At 67.6% G+C, this 17,960-nt stretch carries 14 protein-coding genes and 2 pseudogenes; 4 read left to right on the top strand and 12 right to left on the bottom strand.

Annotated elements, in window-relative coordinates; genetic code table 11:
- Positions 1-14 precede the first annotated feature (14 nt).
- Both F9B16_RS03080 and F9B16_RS03075 read left to right on the top strand, forming a co-directional pair.
- Positions 15-946 (top strand): annotated as a pseudogene (locus F9B16_RS03080) (IS5 family transposase).
- A 9-nt stretch (positions 947-955) separates the two neighbouring features.
- Positions 956-1,267, top strand: a pseudogene (locus F9B16_RS03075) (IS110 family transposase); the annotation flags it as partial.
- Between the two features lie 617 nt (positions 1,268-1,884).
- On the opposite strand, the gene F9B16_RS50670 reads toward F9B16_RS03075, so the two are convergent.
- The 11 genes from F9B16_RS50670 to F9B16_RS03020 all read right to left on the bottom strand — a co-directional run bounded on the left by F9B16_RS50670 (position 1,885) and on the right by F9B16_RS03020 (position 14,410).
- A complete protein-coding gene (locus F9B16_RS50670; RefSeq protein ID WP_192808601.1) occupies positions 1,885-2,184 on the bottom strand; it encodes a superinfection immunity protein in 300 nt (99 codons plus the stop codon).
- A gap of 17 nt (positions 2,185-2,201) precedes the next feature.
- Positions 2,202-3,068: a hypothetical protein gene (locus tag F9B16_RS50665; protein ID WP_192808600.1), complete on the bottom strand. Its 867-nt coding sequence runs from the start codon at positions 3,066-3,068 to the stop codon at positions 2,202-2,204.
- Positions 3,069-3,092: 24 nt separating this feature from the next.
- On the bottom strand, positions 3,093-5,117 hold the full coding sequence (locus F9B16_RS03060) for a toprim domain-containing protein (RefSeq protein WP_151538263.1): 2,025 nt from the start codon (positions 5,115-5,117) through the stop codon (positions 3,093-3,095).
- Positions 5,114-6,061 carry a DUF2637 domain-containing protein gene (locus F9B16_RS03055; protein WP_151538262.1) on the bottom strand — a complete coding sequence of 316 codons (948 nt, stop codon included), beginning with the start codon at positions 6,059-6,061 and terminating at the stop codon, positions 5,114-5,116. Before F9B16_RS03055 ends, F9B16_RS03060 begins: the two co-directional genes overlap by 4 nt.
- Complete coding sequence (locus F9B16_RS03050; RefSeq protein WP_151538261.1) at positions 6,058-6,351, bottom strand: hypothetical protein; 294 nt, start codon at positions 6,349-6,351, stop codon at positions 6,058-6,060. The genes F9B16_RS03055 and F9B16_RS03050 overlap by 4 nt, the downstream gene beginning before the upstream one ends.
- Before the next feature lie 307 nt (positions 6,352-6,658).
- Complete coding sequence (locus F9B16_RS03045; RefSeq protein WP_151538260.1) at positions 6,659-8,479, bottom strand: relaxase/mobilization nuclease domain-containing protein; 1,821 nt, start codon at positions 8,477-8,479, stop codon at positions 6,659-6,661.
- A 31-nt stretch (positions 8,480-8,510) separates the two neighbouring features.
- Entirely contained in the window at positions 8,511-8,846 is a 336-nt protein-coding gene (locus F9B16_RS03040; RefSeq protein ID WP_151538259.1) for a hypothetical protein, read from the bottom strand.
- A gap of 576 nt (positions 8,847-9,422) precedes the next feature.
- A complete protein-coding gene (locus tag F9B16_RS03035) occupies positions 9,423-9,995 on the bottom strand; it encodes a hypothetical protein (protein WP_151538258.1) in 573 nt (190 codons plus the stop codon).
- 231 nt (positions 9,996-10,226) lie between these two features.
- Positions 10,227-11,471 (bottom strand): MFS transporter, encoded by a 1,245-nt coding sequence (locus F9B16_RS03030; RefSeq protein WP_192808599.1) that lies wholly within the window; start codon positions 11,469-11,471, stop codon positions 10,227-10,229.
- Positions 11,472-11,585: 114 nt separating this feature from the next.
- Positions 11,586-13,379: a S9 family peptidase gene (locus F9B16_RS03025; protein ID WP_151538256.1), complete on the bottom strand. Its 1,794-nt coding sequence runs from the start codon at positions 13,377-13,379 to the stop codon at positions 11,586-11,588.
- Positions 13,380-13,411: 32 nt separating this feature from the next.
- Positions 13,412-14,410, bottom strand: a complete 999-nt coding sequence (locus F9B16_RS03020; protein WP_192808598.1) for a helix-turn-helix transcriptional regulator — start codon at positions 14,408-14,410, stop codon at positions 13,412-13,414.
- A 277-nt stretch (positions 14,411-14,687) separates the two neighbouring features.
- Here F9B16_RS03020 and F9B16_RS03015 point away from each other — a divergent pair, with 277 nt between their 5' ends.
- On the top strand, positions 14,688-15,278 hold the full coding sequence (locus F9B16_RS03015) for a hypothetical protein (RefSeq protein WP_151538254.1): 591 nt from the start codon (positions 14,688-14,690) through the stop codon (positions 15,276-15,278).
- Between the two features lie 469 nt (positions 15,279-15,747).
- On the opposite strand, the gene F9B16_RS03010 is transcribed toward F9B16_RS03015, so the two are convergent.
- Positions 15,748-17,301, bottom strand: a complete 1,554-nt coding sequence (locus F9B16_RS03010; RefSeq protein ID WP_151538253.1) for a tyrosine-type recombinase/integrase — start codon at positions 17,299-17,301, stop codon at positions 15,748-15,750.
- Positions 17,302-17,489: 188 nt separating this feature from the next.
- Between F9B16_RS03010 and F9B16_RS03005 the strand changes: the two genes are divergently transcribed.
- Positions 17,490-17,816: a hypothetical protein gene (locus F9B16_RS03005; RefSeq protein ID WP_225991302.1), complete on the top strand. Its 327-nt coding sequence runs from the start codon at positions 17,490-17,492 to the stop codon at positions 17,814-17,816.
- Positions 17,817-17,960: the final 144 nt, after the last annotated feature.

Here is a 17,960-nt window from a genome sequence, read left to right as displayed (position 1 = left end):
GTCACTGTGGGTTGATGGGTCGTGGTGACTTGACCGATGCGCAGTGGGAGCGGCTGGCGCCGTTGCTGCCACCGACGGGCGGGCGGGGTGGTCGGTGGGTCGACCATCGTCGGGTGATCAATGGGATCTGTCATCGGGTGCGGACCGGTGTGCCCTGGCGTGATCTGCCGCCGGAGTTCGGGGAGTGGATCACCGTCTACAAGCGGTTTCGGCGCTGGTCGGCGGATGGGACCTGGGAGCGGCTGCTTCAGGTGGTGCGCGCCCAGGCCGACGCCGCCGGTGACATCGACTGGCGGGTGTCGGTCGATTCCACGATCCAGCGGGCGCACCAGCACGCGGCCGGCGCCCCGCACCGGCCGCCGCCCGCCCCACCGGAAAAGGGGGACGGTGCCGGGACGAACCAGGACAACCCGTCATGGCGCGAGCTGGTCGCCCTGCTGGAGGAGGTGGCCCGGCAGGCGAAGCACTAGGACGTTCCCGCGGCGGGCTGTCCACCAAGATTCATCTGGCCGCCGACGGCCGCTGTCGGGTGCTGTCCTTCCTGGTCACTCCTGGTCAGTGGGGTGACAGCCCGCAGTTCGTCGCGGTCCTGGACGCCATCAACGTGACGCGGCTGGGGCCGGGTCGCCCGCGCCGCCGTCCCGATCACGTGCTGGCCGACAAGGCCTACTCCTCGCGGGCCAACCGGGCGTATCTGCGTCGACGCGGGATCGGGCACACCATCCCGGTGCCGGCCGACCAGCGGCAGCACCGCCGCGACCGCGGACGCCGCGGTGGACGCCCGCCCGACTTCGACCCCGAGCGCTACAAGCAACGCAACACCGTCGAACGCGCCATCAACCGGCTCAAGCAGTTCCGCGCCGTCGCGACCCGCTTCGACAAACGCGGCTACCTGTTCACCGGCACCATCACCGTCGCTGTCCTACTCATCTGGCTACGCACCTGATCCAAGAAACAGGCCCTAAAGGCCTACGCCGGATCCGCACCGGTGACCCGAGCGTCCGGGCGCAGCGTCTCCATCACCCGCCGCCTGGTCAAGAACAACAGGTTGGCCGCGGTCGGCTACGTCTGGGCCTTCATGGCCATGACCAACTCCGCTCCCGCACGAGCCCACTACCAACGACGCCGAGATACCGGCGACAGCCATCCCGCAGCCCTACGCCATCTGTTCAACCGGATGCTGGGGCAGTTGCACCATTGCCTCCAGACCGCCGAGGCCTACGACCAAACCAAGGCTTTTCCGGCAGCCGAAGCAACCGCAGCTTGACCCCAACACCTATCGGAGGTCTGCGCAACTGCCACAGCGGACGTAATAGCGTCTACCAGGCCACCCGCGGCTTCGCCCACGTGCCCGACCCGGCGATGGCCAGCTAATACTACTATCAGGGGATTTAGATTTGGATGCGGTGGTGACGGCTCCACCGGCGCCAAAAGCCCGGTCACATACGCCCGCGCCTGCCGCCGCGGCTCCACCCGAGGAAACCGGCCAAGCTCGACGGATACACCCTCGTCCGCCGGCAAGGCTGGACCGACACCGCCTCCCCCCTCCCCGCCCACCGCCCCTGACGTACGTCCCCACCATCCAGCGCCCGACAGGACGTCCCGTGCCCACTCGACACCACCAAGGTCGCCATGAACCAGGCCTAAGGCCGAAGCGGAAGACGAGCTTCCATGGCGTGGAACCAGGCCGGGTGGACACCGCTTCGCAGTTGGTCAGCGGGTTTCGTCGGTAGCCCGGTGTCAGCTGAACGCGACCAGGATGATGAACGCCCCGCCAGCCAAGTACCTGGGAATCCGCCCTTGCCACAGGGCCCCCAGGGATTGCCGCGGGCTACCCGTGGTCGCAGCGCGAGCGCGCCTTCCCCGTTATAACGACGGACACCGTCATTCAATGCGGCCTCGGATCACCCTGCGAGGGTCTTGGAGCTGGGTGCGGGGCGGCGAGGTGTGGATATGTGGTGGCCGGGTGGGGTGGAGGTTCTTGCGCGGCCACTTGATGGCCATGACCAGTGCGATGGGCCAGCCGATGACGGTGGCGCAGCACAGGGCGTTGACCAGCATGATGAGCAGGATCTCGTCCGCGCCGCGGATGAGGGCGATGAAGGTCGGCAGGACGGCCAGGACCACGAAGACGGTGACGATGGTCAGGGCCCAGATGTCGTCGGCCAGGAGTCCGTTGGACATGATGTTTTCTCCTGTCGTCAGAGATTGCGGCGTCTGTTTCGGTCGGTTGTCTGGGTGGTGGTCCTGCGGGTGCTTGGTGTCTCGCCGGGCCGCTTGGCGCTGATCTCGAGGGCTTGGTCGATGGTGAAAGGGAAGCCTTCGGCCGCGAGGCGCGCCTGGGCACCCTGTGTGCTCGGGGCGGGTGAAGTGACCTTGGCGATCACTTCGTCTGGCAGGTTGGTGGTGGCTTCCAGGACCGTTCGCAACTCGTCGTGGCCGGGCTGCTGGGGTTGGCGGCGGAGTTGGTCGGCGATGTGGTGGGCGCGCTGCTCCTGGCGGGCGTTCTCCCAGTCGCTGCGATGCGGGCCGTGGATGGTGGCGGCCCATTCGGTGCCGCTGCCTTCGGTGAGCATGGGCCGAACGGTTGCGGGCTCGCCGGTGCGGACGTTGGGGTCCCGAGTGAAGAAGGGGGCGGCTTGGCGCATCGCGTCCAGAGGTTCCATGCCCTCGCCGCGGGCTCGGTCGTAGTGGCTCATCGCATGCGGGTGCAGGTCACGAAGGCGGTTCTCGCACTTGCGCACGGCTGCGGCCGCCGATGAACTTTCGGCGGCGTAGGGGACGGCGGCTCCCCACGCTTCGGCGACGTGCAGGAGCCCGGCCTGCTGAAGCCATTTTCGGTCGTGGGCGCGTACCCACCGGGAGCGGGCCTCGGCGAACGCCGCCTGCTGAGCTGCGGATTCAGTGCGCTCGGCTGCTGCGTCCCGTGCCAGTTCGGCGGCCCGTAACCGGGCCGCACGCTGGGCGTAGCTCTGTTTGAGAGCGGTCGCCAGCGCCAGGATCTGGATCAGGCGTTCGCCACCGTGCGAGAAGCCTTCGGCGATCGGGTCGGGGTGCTGGGTGGTCATGGGGTTCTCCTCGGGAGAAGGTGGCTACTTGGTGCGGCGTGCCCGCCGTGGCGGTGCCGCCGTTCGCGGCTCGCGCGCAGGTGTGTGAGGTCGGAGTTCAGGCGGTGAAGGGAAGTCGTTCGCTGCCGCTGCCAGGTCGGTGGGCGGGTCTGGGGCGATCGCTGCGGCTACGGCGGCGGTGACGTCGGCAGGGTCTAGCTGGGTGCGGGACGCGACTCGGGCGACTTGCCTGGCGGCCTGGCTTGACGGCAGGCCGGCGATGACGGTCGCAGCGGCGCGAACGGCGGCCAGCTGGTTCTCGGCGAACTCCAGCGTTCCTCCGAACCGCTCCAGTCTCTCATCAATCACCAGGTCAGCCAGCGGAATTACGGACCGTAACGCCTTCTCGACGCCTTCTTGTCCCGATTTGCCGAGCAGGTCGGCAGGGTCTCGGTCTGTGGGGAGCCGGACGGTATCGACTGGTCCGGTGACCTCGTTCAGGTGGCGCCAGGCGCGGATGGCTCCCACCCGGCCGGCAGGATCGCCGTCGAGTGCGATGACGAGGCCGGAGGTGTCGAGGTCGGTGTAGCGGTTGAGTGCGTCCAGGTGGGCTGGGCCGATGGCCGTCCCGCAGCCGGCGACGGCGGCGTAGGTCTCTGGCATGACGGTGTTGACTGCGATCGCGTCCAGCGGTCCTTCGACCATGAGCGGACGAACGCCCTGCGCGAGCCGGCTGCCGGTTTCGTGGAGGCCGAAGAGCACCTCGTGCTTGTGGAAGAGCACTGTGTCCGGGGTGTTGATGTACTTCGGCCCGGCGAAGCTGTTCTGCTGCCTGCCAATGAATCCCACGACGGCGCCGTCGTCGTTGCGTAAGGGCAGCAGGACACGGTCACGGAAGATGTCGATCAGCTCGCCGTCCACTCCGAACCTGCCCAGGCCAGCGGCCACGATGGCTTCGTCACTGTGGCCCCGCTGACGGAGGTGTTGGACGAGGGCTTGGCGTGGACGGAGCGCGTGCCCGACCTGCCACCGTGCCTGAACGTCCGCGGTGAATCCGCGGCCGACCAGGTAGGAGGCGCCCCAGCTTCCGCCGAGGTTGGCGACGAAGAAGCGGTGCGCGTCGTCGATGGCAGCGAGCAATTCTTCGCGCGGTACGTCTGCGGCTGGAAGCTCTGCGTTCGGGGTCTCCAGCGATGCGGGCGAGCTCGAGGTGGCTGCTATCTCTTCCCGAATCTTCGCTCGACGGACGGGAGCGTCCGGGCCAACCGTCTGCAGGTTGCTGAGCCGGTAACGCAGCCGCGATGCCGTGCGGACTACCTGCTCTCCGACCACGCGGATAGCTCCAGCCGCGTTGGCCCTCTCGTCGGATCCCGCCCAGCTGCGCGGAGCGGAGAAGGACAGATGCTCCGTCGGCAGGCCGACCTCCGTCAGCACCAGGAAGGCGACCGAGTCGGCGAAGGCACGCCGTGCGCCCCGGCATGCGTCCTGGTCGAGGTTCGCCGCCTTCGGACGTCCCTGGACGTCGAGGACGTGGGCGAGCTGATGCGCGAGATGCGTGGCCGCCGCGAGATCCTCCATCTCGGGAGCGATGAACAGCCGCTTCGCCGGGTCGCCCAGATAGGTCCAGCCCTGGCCTCTGTCTAGATAGAGGCCGAGGTCGCCGGTCAGCCGGGCGAGCCTCGCCAACCCCTCGGACGTCGAGGCCGGTTCGGGCAGTTCGAGCGCCACGCCGTCGGTCTGTTCGATGTCGAAGACCGGCCGGGGCTTGCCTGAGCGGGAAAGGATGCGGATGCCGGTCTCACCGCGTAGAACCTGGCGTCCCTGCTTCTTCCAGTCGTCGTACGAACGGACGTCCGTTGCCGCGGGCTTTTGCGCAGGGATCAGCAGGGTGTTGGTGAATCCGTAGCGTCCATGGCGGCTCGCCTGCTCAAGCCACGCAATCCATTCGAGACGCCCGTCGAGCAGACCGGCCACGCCGTACTCGGCGATCCCCTGCAAGAAGTCGAGCTGACGCTGTCGCTTCTCCCCCGGGTCGGCCTCATGGTCTCCCGCCGGCACCGGCCCGCTCATGCCCCACCGCCCTGGGCCGAGTCGTCGCGGAGCACGGCCAGGAGCCGCCGGACGCGCGTGTTCGCGACCGGGTACCCCATGTCCCGCAGCTGGTCACCTAGGTAGTCCCTGGTGAACCGGACCCCTTGCCGCCGCGCCTGCCGCCGGATCCGCCGTGCGGCAGCCAGCAGCTCGTCCTCCCCCGTACCTGCGGACGATGCGCTCTCGAATTCATCCTCGTCAACGTCGGCCGGCAGTCGGCGCAGCGAGAGCCGCTCGGCCAGCGGCGCGTCCCAACGCCATGCCCACCGCCCGTACTCTTCCTGCAGCCGCGACACCGCCAGAAGATGCCGGTACTCCAGCTCCAGCCCGTCCCGGTAGGCGGTGACGTGCCACAGAACCATCCGCCGCCAGAGCAGCAGACTCGAGACCGGCGCCAGCAGCCACCGCGCCACCGGCACACGCTCCACCCGGCGACCGGACGCCAGCCCCACCCAGCGCCGGATCAGATGCCGGACGCCTTCCACCACAGTGATGAACAGCACCGGCATCGCCGCGTACATCACGCTGCCAGCCAGCTGACCGCGCGCCGCGGACACATTGACCAGCACGGTGCCGCCGATGTAGGCCCAGGCGACCCAGCGCAGCACCGGCCACGGCAGGTCCAGGTACTCCATCAGCAGATCCCAGGCCAGCAGGACCATGATGCCGAGGTCCATGCCCACCGGAACGATCCACGCCAGGCCCTTGAAGTGCGGTTCCGCCAGCTCCCGCACGGTGGTGAACGACCCCAGCCCACCGAGCACGGCCAGTGCCGTGATCAGCGGCGCGACCACGGCCACCACGACCCGGACTACGCGATCTCGTGTCTCGGAGTTCGTCGTTCCCGTCGCCGACCCCGCCGACTGTTCTTGCAGTCCTGGGCCTGCGGGTGCAGGAAGGCGACGGTGCTTGAAGATGGTCATCGCACCCGCCGTTCCACCATCCAGAGCAGCACCTGAGCGACGTACCGGACTTCGCTGGCCGTGCCGAGGAGTCGCCCGTGCGCCGTGACGTATGCGTACGCGCCATCAGCGCCCGCGCACATGACCGTCTCCGACCAGCCGTCGCGGCGGACTCTCAACCGCCATCGCCCGTTGCGCGGCCGGCGCACCCTCACCGAGGCGCCCAGCCTCTTGAGCTCGAAGTGCAGCCGCAGCAGGCGCTCCCGCCGCACCGCCAGCTCTCTCTGATCGACCGATACCAGCGTCTCCATCACTCCCCCGTCGGCCAGTGGTTGACGAGCCGCAGGCCCATCAACCAAAGTCAGTGATCAGAACCATGCAATACGTTAGGTCGTCGATCAACTACAGTAAGCATTCGGCGTGTCGATGGTCGCCCACGATCAACCGCCCGCGCCGCAGCCCAGTTGCGATTCGATACGCAGAGGCACTGGTCGGCTCGTGCTGCGAATTGAGCAAGCGCGTGCGCCCCGACCGCTCGCCGAGCCAGAGGGTCTGGCTTTGTTGGTCTCCAGCGGAGCAACTCTCGACGTGAGCTTTCCCTCTTGCCGAGTCACCCGGTCATGGACGTCTTCTGTCTCGGGTTGGGCGAGCGGGTTTCGTCGCCGCCGGTCTGCTGGTGGCAGCAGGATCCATCGGAGCCCACGGCATCGGAAATCCGGCCATGGCCAGGCTCACCTGGGAAGGTGTGGCCGTTGGTTCGCTCTGCCGGGGCACCGGAGTGCCGGTGGCGATTCTCGCGTCGCGGGCTTGGGCGGCTGCTTTGCGAGCGGCGTCGGCTTGGGCGTGGCGGCGCTGGAGCCGGCGGAGTTCGGCGATGGTGTCGAGCAGGGTGATGAAGTTGGCGACGAGCAGCATGGTGGACACCGTCGTCCGGTTCCTGATGGAGCCGGTGAGGGCGAGAAGCCGAGCCGTGGTGCGCAGGGCGTTGCCTGCGGGCGTCGGACGCGGGATACGGCCGTAGGGCGCGCGGGCTGCGCGATCATAGGCATCGGCAGCGCGGTGCAGGTGGCGGTTGCCGGTGGCCTGGGCGGCTACATGGAGAGCGTCGGAGGCAGCCCAGCAGGCGTCCTGAGCTGCATATGGATTTGTGGCCAGATGCCGGCGGATCGCCGCAGTCGCGTAGGAGGCGGCGCGAGCGGCGTCGTCGTAAAACGCTTGCCGCTCCTCCAGCGTCAGCTCGTCATGCTCGATGGTCGACATGCGGTACCCGGCGTCTCCTGACCAGTGTTGCCGGAGACGAGCCAGCGAGAGGTCGTCGGCGAGGCTGCTGCCGGAGAACCAGATCGGCTCTTCGCCATCATGTTCCGTGGGGAACGCGACGGCATAGCCGGTGACCTGGCCCGGGTTGAGCTGGCTGTAGCGAGGCTTCGCCCACAAGCCGTCCTCCTGAAGCCGGCTCAAGAACTCGGCAGTCGTCCGAGACTCGTCCGCGGCGCGGCGGACGGCCGTCCGCAGCAGGACGCGTTTCGTCCGCACGGACAGATGCCGTCCGTCCAGCGTCCGGACGCCGTCCGGCGGCCGGACGGAGCCGTCCGCACTCGTCCAGCGGCGGCGGAGTTTGGGCAAGGTCAGGTCGGCGGCGAGTTTGCCGCCGCCGAACCAGACCGGCTGACCGTCCGCGTTCACGTCCCTGGGCAGGGCCACCGCGTATCCGGTGACCTCGCCGTCCGTCCGCTGGCTGAAACGCCGCCGCACCAGAACGTCCTCGGCGTCGAGGCGCGCGAAGAACTCGTTCTCAGAGCGGGCGCCGGCTGCGGCCGTCTGGACTGCGCGGCGCAGCAGCGTACGAGACGGCATCTCCTGGCCGCGGCGGACGGCCTTCTCGGTCTCGCCCCGCTTCGGACCCCGGGCGGCCGTCCGGTCCGCAGGAGCCGTCGACCGCAGGCCGAAGTAGTCCTCCATCGTCCGGCAGGCGTCCCGGACTCGATACCCGTCATTCCACACCTCCGGACGGACGCCGTCCGGCCGGGCGAGCGTAGCGACGATGTGGACGTGGTCGTCCGCGTGGCGGACGGCGATCCAACGGACGGCGTCGACGTCCCCGTTCGGCGCCAGCCCCGTCCGTTGCATGATCTCTGTCGCGATCCGAGCCCACTGCGCATCGGACAAGATCGGGTCCTCCGGGGCGGCCCGGACGGCGCAATGCCAGACGGGCTTCCGGTAGTTCCGCTCACGAAGCAAAGCCATCGGCTGGGACAGCAGGCCGTCCAAACGGCGAAGGTCGCGGCGGCCATCAGGCCCCACCACCGGCTCCAGCACACCCGGGGGATCGAACCCGGCGACGATGTGAGGGTCGTGATGCTCACCGTTGGCGCCCGGGCCGTACAGGTAGCGGAGAAGCCCCTGGACCCGGGCGCCGCGCAGAACCTTTCCGATCACCCCGGTGCGCTCGTCGCCGGCGCCGACGTGGTCACGGCAGCCGCCTTCTCAGCTCTTCGGCCAGGTCATCGAGCTTGCACACCGTCCGCGCCGCCGCGTCGGCGTACCACTGGAGCGTCGACGACATCTCTCCTGAGTTCAGTGCCGCGACCGCTTGGTTGAGGTTGACGCCGATCCGCTGTGCCTGGCCGCGCGCTTGCAACACGGCCTCAAGCAGTTCCCACAGCTCGCGGTACTCCTCCCGCGGCGTTCCGTTCGCCGCAGCCGACAGCGTCAGCGCCGCCCATGCCGCAGTCGCCAACTGCTCCCGCTCAGCCGCCGCGCTCAAGGCTGCGCGCTCCTCGTCCGACAAGCGGAGTTGCAGCACCCGTCCTCGCCTCGCGGCATGCCGCCTCCGACGGTTGCGTCGCTTCACGGCCCTCGACGCAGCTCCACCATCAGGGTCTTCGATCACCAGCCTCCTCACCACGGATCGCGCTCGATCCGTCCCGCGCTCACTGCGGACCGCGCCCGGTCCGCAGCCATAACGCACGCCTTATCCATTTCTTGCCCCGCGCCGGCTGAGGCCGTCTGGGGCGTCGTGGCCGCCCCTTCAATGCCTTGTATTAAGCGCGTCGCTGCTGGAAGGGGCCGTTGGACCGATGCCGGACAGACGACCCCGTCAGCACAGATCTCCGAGGTTCCCAGAGCATTCGGACGGCCCGAGGCGGCGATGAGCACCATGCATGGAACGGCCCTGCCTACCTCGCCGGTCCAGCCGGCCGGGCAGGCGCTTGCGGGCGCCAGTTTCGACGCCCGCAAGCAGCTCACCCGGCCAGGGCCGACGACAGACGATTCCTATGTGATGAGCACCCATGCGCCGAGCAGCCCGTGGCAGCTGCCGCAGGAGCGCGGGACCTCGTTCCATCGAACGCCGTACCGCGCTCCGGACCTCCCTCGGCGGTTACATCTCGCGGCGTGGAGGCGGAGGTTTGAGGCTCGGACGATGCTCCGCAGGGGTCGGTGGGGTCGGGGTGCTGCTGAGGACATCACCGATGGGGTGTGGAAAGTCCTTAGAGGCCGACTCGATCTCCGTCGTCCTCGCCTCGGCCCGCTGGTCCGCCGGCGACTGTCCGTCGACGGCTTTCTGCTGCGCCGATGCGGCGTCCTCGGTTCCGTGGATGACGTCGAGTGTTCTGGAGGCACGCCGGAAGGACACGCCGAGGTCCATGGATTGCTCGGTCGCCCTGGCCAGCGCGTCGTGTGCCTTCAGGACGGTCGGGACGGGATCGTCGCCGCGATGATGTCCGAGTCGTCCGGCGTCGAGTTCTCTGTTGAGGAAGGCGTCCAGTTCCTCGGCGATCTGAGCGAGGCGGAAGGCCACCTGGGTCAGATTGCCCGTGATCGTGCGGACGGCCTCCGGCCGCATCAGGCCGGGCGAGTCCTGGATGTGCTGCGCGAGCGCGCGAGCGCGGTCAAACAGCTCGCCGGCGAGGAGTTCCGTGCGCTCGTCTGCGGGGGTCTCGTGATCGGTCATGTGGTGAGATCCTCCGGGTGGTTGTCGCTCGAGCCATGCAGAGTTCCTCTCATGTGACGGCAGATGACAGCGCCTGACTTCTACTAGAGCTGAGTCAAGCTGTTTGCGCTCCATACTTCCCTGCGAGCCCTGATCAGTGCGAGCTCCATCGCAGGCGTGTCGCGCCTCTTCTCGGAGAACCATGGTCGTGAACAACTCCCGGACCCTCTCAAGCGGGCGCGCGGACAGAGGTCAGGACGGCATCGGCTCGGTCTGGCGGGGGCCGGCTGCCGTCCAGCCTGCGGTGACGACCGATCTGACCGACAGGAGTGCCACCCCGGTTGCGGCAAGCACCAGAAGCCCTGTGATGAACGCAGCGTTCTGGGAGCCGATCTTCTCAATGAGGGGGCCCACAGCGACCAGGACGAAGGGGGTGAGCAGGTAGCTGCCGACGATGCTCCAGCTGTTGACCCGGACCAGCACCGCCCGAGCGAAATGATCCTGCAGAGCGGTCGTCCAGAGAACGTAGTACGCGGCCTGGCAGATGCCGGGCACGAAGATCGCCAAGCCGATGACCGTCCAGGGGACGCCACCCCACATCAGGATCATCGGGATCGCCGCGGAAGCGGGAAGCGCCGTGGCGACAAGGACCGGCTTGGACGTCCTGAGGCGCGCGCCGACCAGAGCTCCGGCCAGAGCTCCGAAGGCTTCGCAGGCGGCGACGATGCCCCATGCGCGTGCGCCTCCGTGACCGTGTTTCATGAACATCGGTCCTATGACGTCGGTGAAGCATGCCACGGCGACGATGAGGGCAGTGAACTGCAACGCCATCGTCCAGACCCATCGGTGCGCCGCGAACTGGAACCAGCCCGCTCGCAGGTCGCCGAGCATCTCGGAGCCGCGGTCTTGGCGTCCGGTCGTCAGGCGGCTCAGCAGGAGTGCGCTCACGGCGCAGAGCACGCCTCGCGCTGAGGCCGCCCATCCGGCGCCCACGGCGCTGACCACCACGCCGGACGTCGCCAGACCGATGAGGAGTCCGATTGATTCAGTCTGGTTGATCAGGGCGTTGCCGGCCGGTCGGCTCGTCTCGGTGAGCAGGTCCGCCACGATTCCCCGGATCGTCGGGAGGAACATCGCCGTCGCCACACCCGAAAGGACGGCAAGGCCGCACACCAGCGGAAGCGAGGCGATGCCCGTCAGGAAGCATGCGCCGAGCCCCAGCCAGGCCACTGTCGCCAGAAGCTCAGCCGCAACCAGTACGTAGTGGCGCCGGAGCCGGTCGCCGGCGATTCCGGTGGCGATCATGAGTATGGCCGGTGCGGCTTTGCAGGCCATCACGACGGCGAGCGCCGCAGGACCATAGCCCAGGTCCATGACTCCCCACGCGAGAGCCAATTGCCCGAAACCGACACCCGCGCTCGAGACGAGACGCGAGATGAACAAGGGAGAAACCGCAGGGTTCTTGAATAGCGCCAGCGGCGCGAATATTCCGGACACGATCAACCACCGTAGAGCACGATAAATTGATCACGCCGACACTTTTCCTATGCTCTACTGAAAGCGCACGGACCCCTTGCGTTTCATATTCACTCCGGCCGCAGCAGACCGACCTTACCCCTTGGCCAACAGGTGCCGAGTCAGGAAGGCTGCGGTCTGTTCGTATGCGCGAAGCTCGTTCTTCCGCTGACTGAACCCATGTCCCTCATCCTCGAAGACCTCGTAGGCGACCTCCACACCCCGCTCACGCAGACGGTCCACGAAGTGGTCGGACTCAGTGCGCGGGACACGAGGATCACGGCCTCCCTGGAGTATCAGCAAAGGTGCGCCAATGGCGTCGGCGTGAGTAACCGGGGACCGTTCGGTGAGGTAGTCGAGATCCTTCACCGGATCACCCAACACCGTGGCCACAAAGGTCTTCCAAGTCGGAGGACACTCCCTGGCGAGAGTGACCAGGTTCGTCGGGCCGCACAGGGAAACCCCAGCAGCCCATTCGTACGGAAGCCGGGAAAGGCAGGACAGCGCAGCGAAGCCCCCGTAGGACGCGCCCATGGCGGCCATGCGGTCAGTGTCGAGGTCGCGAGCAGACCGCAGATAGCGAACCGCGTGATCGAGGTCGTCGAGGTCGACGCCACCCCAGTCGCGGTAGATGAGTTTTTGGTGCGCAGACCCGTATCCGGTGGAACCGGCGATGTTCGGAGCGAAGACCGCGATCCCCTCGTTTAGCAGATGCTGGTAGAGCCCGGAGAAGACGTAGCGCGGGCGCTCTTGGTCCTCAGGTCCACCGTGAATGGACAGCAGGACAGGATGCGGACCCGGCCGGTGAGGCCGGTAGAGAAGCCCTTGGACCCGCCGACCGCCTGCAGCAGGGTAAGTGATCGACTCCGGCGCCGCCGGCTCGACGACGTGGAGTGCGGGTGGACGGCCATCGGTCAGATACCGAAAGCCGGAGTCCCGATCGAGTATGGCGATCTCGACTGGGCGGGTGGCGGCATCGATCAGAACGACCGCTGCTCGGCCACCCGGCGCCAGCGCAAGGGAGGTGACGACTCCCGAAGGAATTTCCGGTAGGCCGACCGCTTCGCCACCCCCCGATGCGTGCAGAGTGGAGCGGCCTGCCTCGTTGACGGACCAGATGAGCGCGTCCCCCGCAGTGTCGATGAGTTCGACATCCCAGTCATGCTGTGCGACGGGCTCCAAGGTTCCGCCAAGGCGGTAGCGGGCCGCCGCGGCGAACTCACTCCAGAGGTTCGTGAGCAGGTAGAACCCGGCTGAGTCCGCCATCCACGGACCTGGCTCGAACACGCCTCCGCCGAACTCGGCAGTGACACAGACTGGTTCTTCCCCGGCTTCGAGGTCCACCAGGTAGAGCGCGACGTCGGTGTTCGAACGGAAGCCGGCCGCCAGCAGCCACTTCCCGTCCGGCGACACGCTCGCCGGTTCGAAGGCGACCTCGGCCGGCGGGACGATGCGGCGCTCGGTGTCGTCGGCGAGGTCCCGGACGATCAGATCCTGGACGGCCTCATCACGATCATTGGCGGCGTACGCAAGGTAGCGTCCCGCGGCATCGAAAGGCACCGTCGCGAGTATCCGCTGGCAGTCCGGCCCAGAACTGAGCTCGCCAAGGTTTGTTCCGTCGACATCGACCCGGTAGAGCCGGAACTGCTCATCGCCCTGGCGATCCGCGGAGAACACCACAGACTTACCGTCCGGCATCCACGCGACCTGCTGCACCGCTTGGTCGGCCAGCTCGGTCAACTGCCGGGCCTCACCGGTGGCGATCGAGAGCACCCAGAGGTCGAAGCTGCCTCCAGCGTTACCGGAGTACGCCACCATGCTTCCGTCCGGCGACAGCGCGAGGCTCGGGCGGATCCTTTGGTTCGGAACAAAGTCCTGGTATTCGGGCATCGGGTCGCCTCTCAGCTCGCAGCTACGGGGGTTCAACCGAGCCAGCCGCGTCGGACGGCCGCGACGCCGGCGGCGAAGCGGCTCTCGAAACCGAGCTTCTCCCTGATGGCGGCGGAATGCCGGCGCACCGTCGACAGGCTCACGTCAGCGCGGCGAGCGATGCCCTCGTCCGACAGGCCCTCCGCCATCATGCTCAGGATCTTCTGCTGGAGAGGCGACAGCGGACTTTCGGGCCGTGCGGAGCCGAATGGGATCGCGCGCTCCCACAGGAACTCGAAGTACTCCCGCAACGCCTCGACGATGACCGACGAGCGGACGAGCAACGCGCCCGACAACCCCGTCGGCGTCAGCGGAAGAAGCGCGATGGCCTCATCGACGATTTGCATCTTCATGCCGATCCGAGGCAGCAGCCGCGCTTCCTCACCGGCCTCGACGGCGGCCTCGATGGTCTTGACGCCGACCGGATGCTCGGCGCACCGCGTCTCGTAGATCGCCCGGCACCTCACCTCACCCTCGAACGAAGGCAGCGGCGAGACGGTGATGAACTCGTCGACCGACGCCTCCAGGACGTAGTTGTCGAGGGTCATCCAGTCACGCCGAGCCGTGCTGATCAGCGACCGGGACATGTCGCTGATCTCGTTTCGGTCGGTGAGGATCTGCACCAGCTGACCCGCGTCCCCACTCATCGCCGCCGAGCTGGACGGGTGCATGTCGAGCATCCGCCTGTGGCCGTCCAACAGCCGCTCATGCTCTGCGGTCAACTGGCGCGCCAGATCGGCCAGCGCGCTCTGGAGAGCCAGGTTCGGCGGGGTGGGCATCACCTGCGGCGGCAGTGCCGGCCCACCACCACGGACGTGGGCCAAGCCCGAATCGGTGAGTGCTTTGATCCGTTCAGGCCCACCGAGCAGCTCATCGGCCTCTTCCAGCAGACACCCGGACCGCGCGAGCAGCGCGGTGTACGGGACGAGCAGCTCGTCCGCGACGATCCCTTCCAGAAGCTGCTTCACGTTCTGCTCGACGGGGATCCCCACCCGCATCACCTCCGAGCACGGAGAGTAGCGAAGTAACTTTGATGCGTCACGAGATTGGGCGATGAAGGTTTCGTCCCAATGAGCAGAAGTCACCACCGCGAGCCGCGGCGGACCCACCACCTCGCAGCCACCGCCACCACGGTGAATCACTGCCGGCCCACCCCACGGGCGCGGGCCGGCAGTGACCACTTCTCGCCATGACGGGTTTCGCTCAGGGCGCTGGCCTGGGCTTTCGAGCTTTGATCAGGGCTCCGACAAGCACCGAGCAGGAGCGATCATGAGCAGCACACCCATCTCCACCATCCGCCGGCTGGTCACCACCCGCACGCGCGCTCGCGCCGAGCAGCCTCGGTCCCTGGTCCGGGCCTTCAGTCATCCAGAAGGCTCCGGCGTCATCGGCCCCGGAACCCAACACCTCTTGCGCGCCATGCTGGTCGACGCTCTCGTGGACGGCCTCGAACAGATCGACGTCGTCATCGCACAGCCTGATCTCGAGCAACTGCTCGGCGACACCTCCTCGGTGCCGCCCGAACTCCTCGCCTCGACCCTCCACATGTTCGAAACCCTGGAGGACACGATCGAGCACCTTGAGAACACGCACCGCCGGGCTGGCGCTGACGAGGTCAGCGAGAGGCCGCCGATCCTGTGGTTGGCAAGCCCGGGCCCCGACGCCGACGTCGTCCACCAGACTCTGAAGAATCTGGCGACGAACAACCTGATCGCGCTCGTCCATGGCCCGTGGCCCTACGGCCCCACCCACCTCATCGACATGGACGGCCCCAGACAACTGCCCACGCAAAACATCAGGATGCTGTCGCGCAACCAGGCAGCCGCCAGACTTCACATTCCCGACACACGCTGGTCCTGACGGGCCACCCGTCCTCGTACTCGAAGGTGGTGACCAGAACCATCCCCGCGTGCGGGGGGAGCGGTTGAGGACGAGGGCGACGTTGGGTTTGCCGAAGGGACTATCCCCGCACGCGGTGTGGTCCCGTGATGCCGGACGCGCAGGTGGCCGTTGAGGAGTGCTCCCCGCGCACGCGGGGGTGACCCCCCAACCCGCAGGTGATGGACGACATGCTGGCGTGCTCCCCGCGCACGCCGGTGTGGTCCCTCCAATTGCGGATTCGGAGACGGCCTCACCGGGTGCTCCCCGCGCACGCGGGGATGGTCCGGCAACGGCGTCACCAACACCGGGCCGCACGATGTGCTCCCCACGTACGCGGGGATGCTTGCTAGCGACCCGTGGTCGCGTCGGAATGTCTGACACCAGCTACCAGGCGGCCGCCGACGAGGAGTTCCGGGCCGGGCTGCCATGGCCGAGTGCGTCTGGAGTGTCAGTTGCCGGTTGGGATTTGCATGGCGGTGAGGGTGTCGGTGACTAGGTGCAGGCCCGGGCGAGAGGTGGAGCTTTCGGCTGCGATCCGGCGTGCGAGGGGAGGGTCGATCATGGCTTGCATGCGATTCATCATGGCCTCCATGCGCGCGAGCATCGCCTCCTGCGGGTCTGGTTGCTTGGCCTCGTAGCCCAGCAGCACATTCATCGCGGTTGCGGCGGCCTCGCTTTCCTCGGCCAGCGCCCACACGTAGTGGGTGGTCGAGGTCAGATCGTTGTGGCCCAGCCGAGCCTGGACGTCGGGCAGCGGGACACCATGCGCCAGTAGGAGGGACGCATGGGAGTGGCGCAGCTGGTACGGGGTTATGTCGACGCCGACGGCCCTGCGGGCCGGGATCCACATGGCGCTCCACTCACTGGCCGCCAGGTAGTCGTTGCCGTCCCGGCGGACCCGTCGGCGAGCAACCTTGCCTTTGCGGGCCATGGCCTGCACCCGATAAGCCGACCGATAGTCGCGGTATGCCTGCACGCACGGCCCGCACCGGCACCCGTGCTTTCGGTAGGTACTGACTTTGGTGTGTGTGACCCGTACACCGGTGACGGGTGAGATGAAGCTGGTCTTCGCGGCAGCCTGCATCTCCTCTTCGGTGCAGCGTGGGAGGTTGACCCAGGCCGTCTCCGGCTTGAACAGCCGCACAGGGAAGATCAGGTCACCGGTTTTCAGTCCGTGTTCTTGGGCGTGGCCGCGGATCTTCTCCACCAGTGGCCTGCCGATTTTGAATCGGCGGTGCTCCCCGTTCTTGGTGTAGGGGCGGGTCACGAACCGGCCGGCGGCCGGGTGGAACTGCTTGGCCACCTCCACGGTCGACCGGCACACCTTCAGCATCCCGGTGTCGTAGTCCAGGTCTCCTTCCTGGAAGGAGATCGCTTCACAGAAGCGGACTCCGGTGGAGATGATGTACTCGGCGAACAGCCGCTGTGTCGGCAGCGGTAGCTTGTCGCACAGCTCCCAGAACACCGTCTCGTTGATGACTTTGATGTTCTTGTGGGCGGCCTGTTTTCCGACGTTCAGCCCCCGGACGGGGTTGTCGCTGCGGTAGCCCAGCCGGATTGCCAGGCCGAGCATCGCTGAGAGGACCGTCCGGCAGGCCCGCCGCGTATTCACCGTCCGCTCCGCCTCTGCCAGCCAGGTGAAGTACTGGATGGCGCGGGCGGAGTCGAATGTCGCCACCCGATCGGCCTTCAGGTATGGGCGGACGTGGTTGATCCAGGTCCCGAAGTAGGTCTGCATCGTGTTCGGCTCGACCCGGTGATGCCGCTGGAAGATCGGCCAGAACTCCTCGAACGTCATCGCGCGCCTCTGCGCCAGCGTCATCTCCCCCAGGACGCCGCTCGCAGGCTTGTCCTGTTCCCGGCGGGCAGCGGTCAGTGCCTCCAGTTCGTCGTCGTAGGTGCCGGCCGACCGGGGTGTCCCGGTCGCGTCGTAGTACATCCCCGTGTACCGGGTCGCCCCGGTGCGCTTGCTGACCTTCCTGGCTACGTACGGCTGTCGCATCGACTCCTCCTCTCAACCGGAGAACGAGTTAGCGAACCGGCTAGCGGACTGCCCGACACGGCCCCGCACCAGCCATCACCACGCTTGATTAAAAGGTACTCTCACCTGCGATTTTACCTTAAAATCTACGCCTCCGCAGACTCTGGGAGGGCTCCGGCAACGTCGCGGCGCTGGACGTGTTGCGGGCGATGGCCAAGGAGCCGCAGACCGTCGAAGCGTTCTTCGGCGAGGTCGGCCGGGCCGCCGGGGCGGACCCGCGCCTGGACGCCGCCGTCGCCGAGGTCGAGGCGTCCCTGCGGGACCTCGAGACGGTCCAGGTCCGCGCGCGCCGCATCGTCGAGCGGATGGCCCTCGTCCTGCAGGGTTCGCTGCTGGTCAGGCACGGGCACCCGGCCATCGCCGACGCCTTCTGCGCCACCCGCCTCGCCGGCGACTGGGGATCCGCCTTCGGCACCCTCCCGCCCGGCCTGGACCTCGCCCCGATCATCGACCGCGCCACCCCCAAGATCGGCTGAGCCGGCACTCGAAATCAACGCCTGACGCCCCGTGGCCCGCCGCCTCACCCGCGATCTTGGTGGTCGCTGCCAGTCCGCGACGGCGGTCGGGTTCGTTGGTGCAGATGCGGTCGCGCAGGTGGCGCGGCATTGACCGTTCTCCAA

This window comes from Actinomadura montaniterrae (assembly GCF_008923365.1).
GTDB lineage: Bacteria > Actinomycetota > Actinomycetes > Streptosporangiales > Streptosporangiaceae > Spirillospora > Spirillospora montaniterrae.
This window is presented reverse-complemented; position numbering and strand designations above follow the sequence as displayed.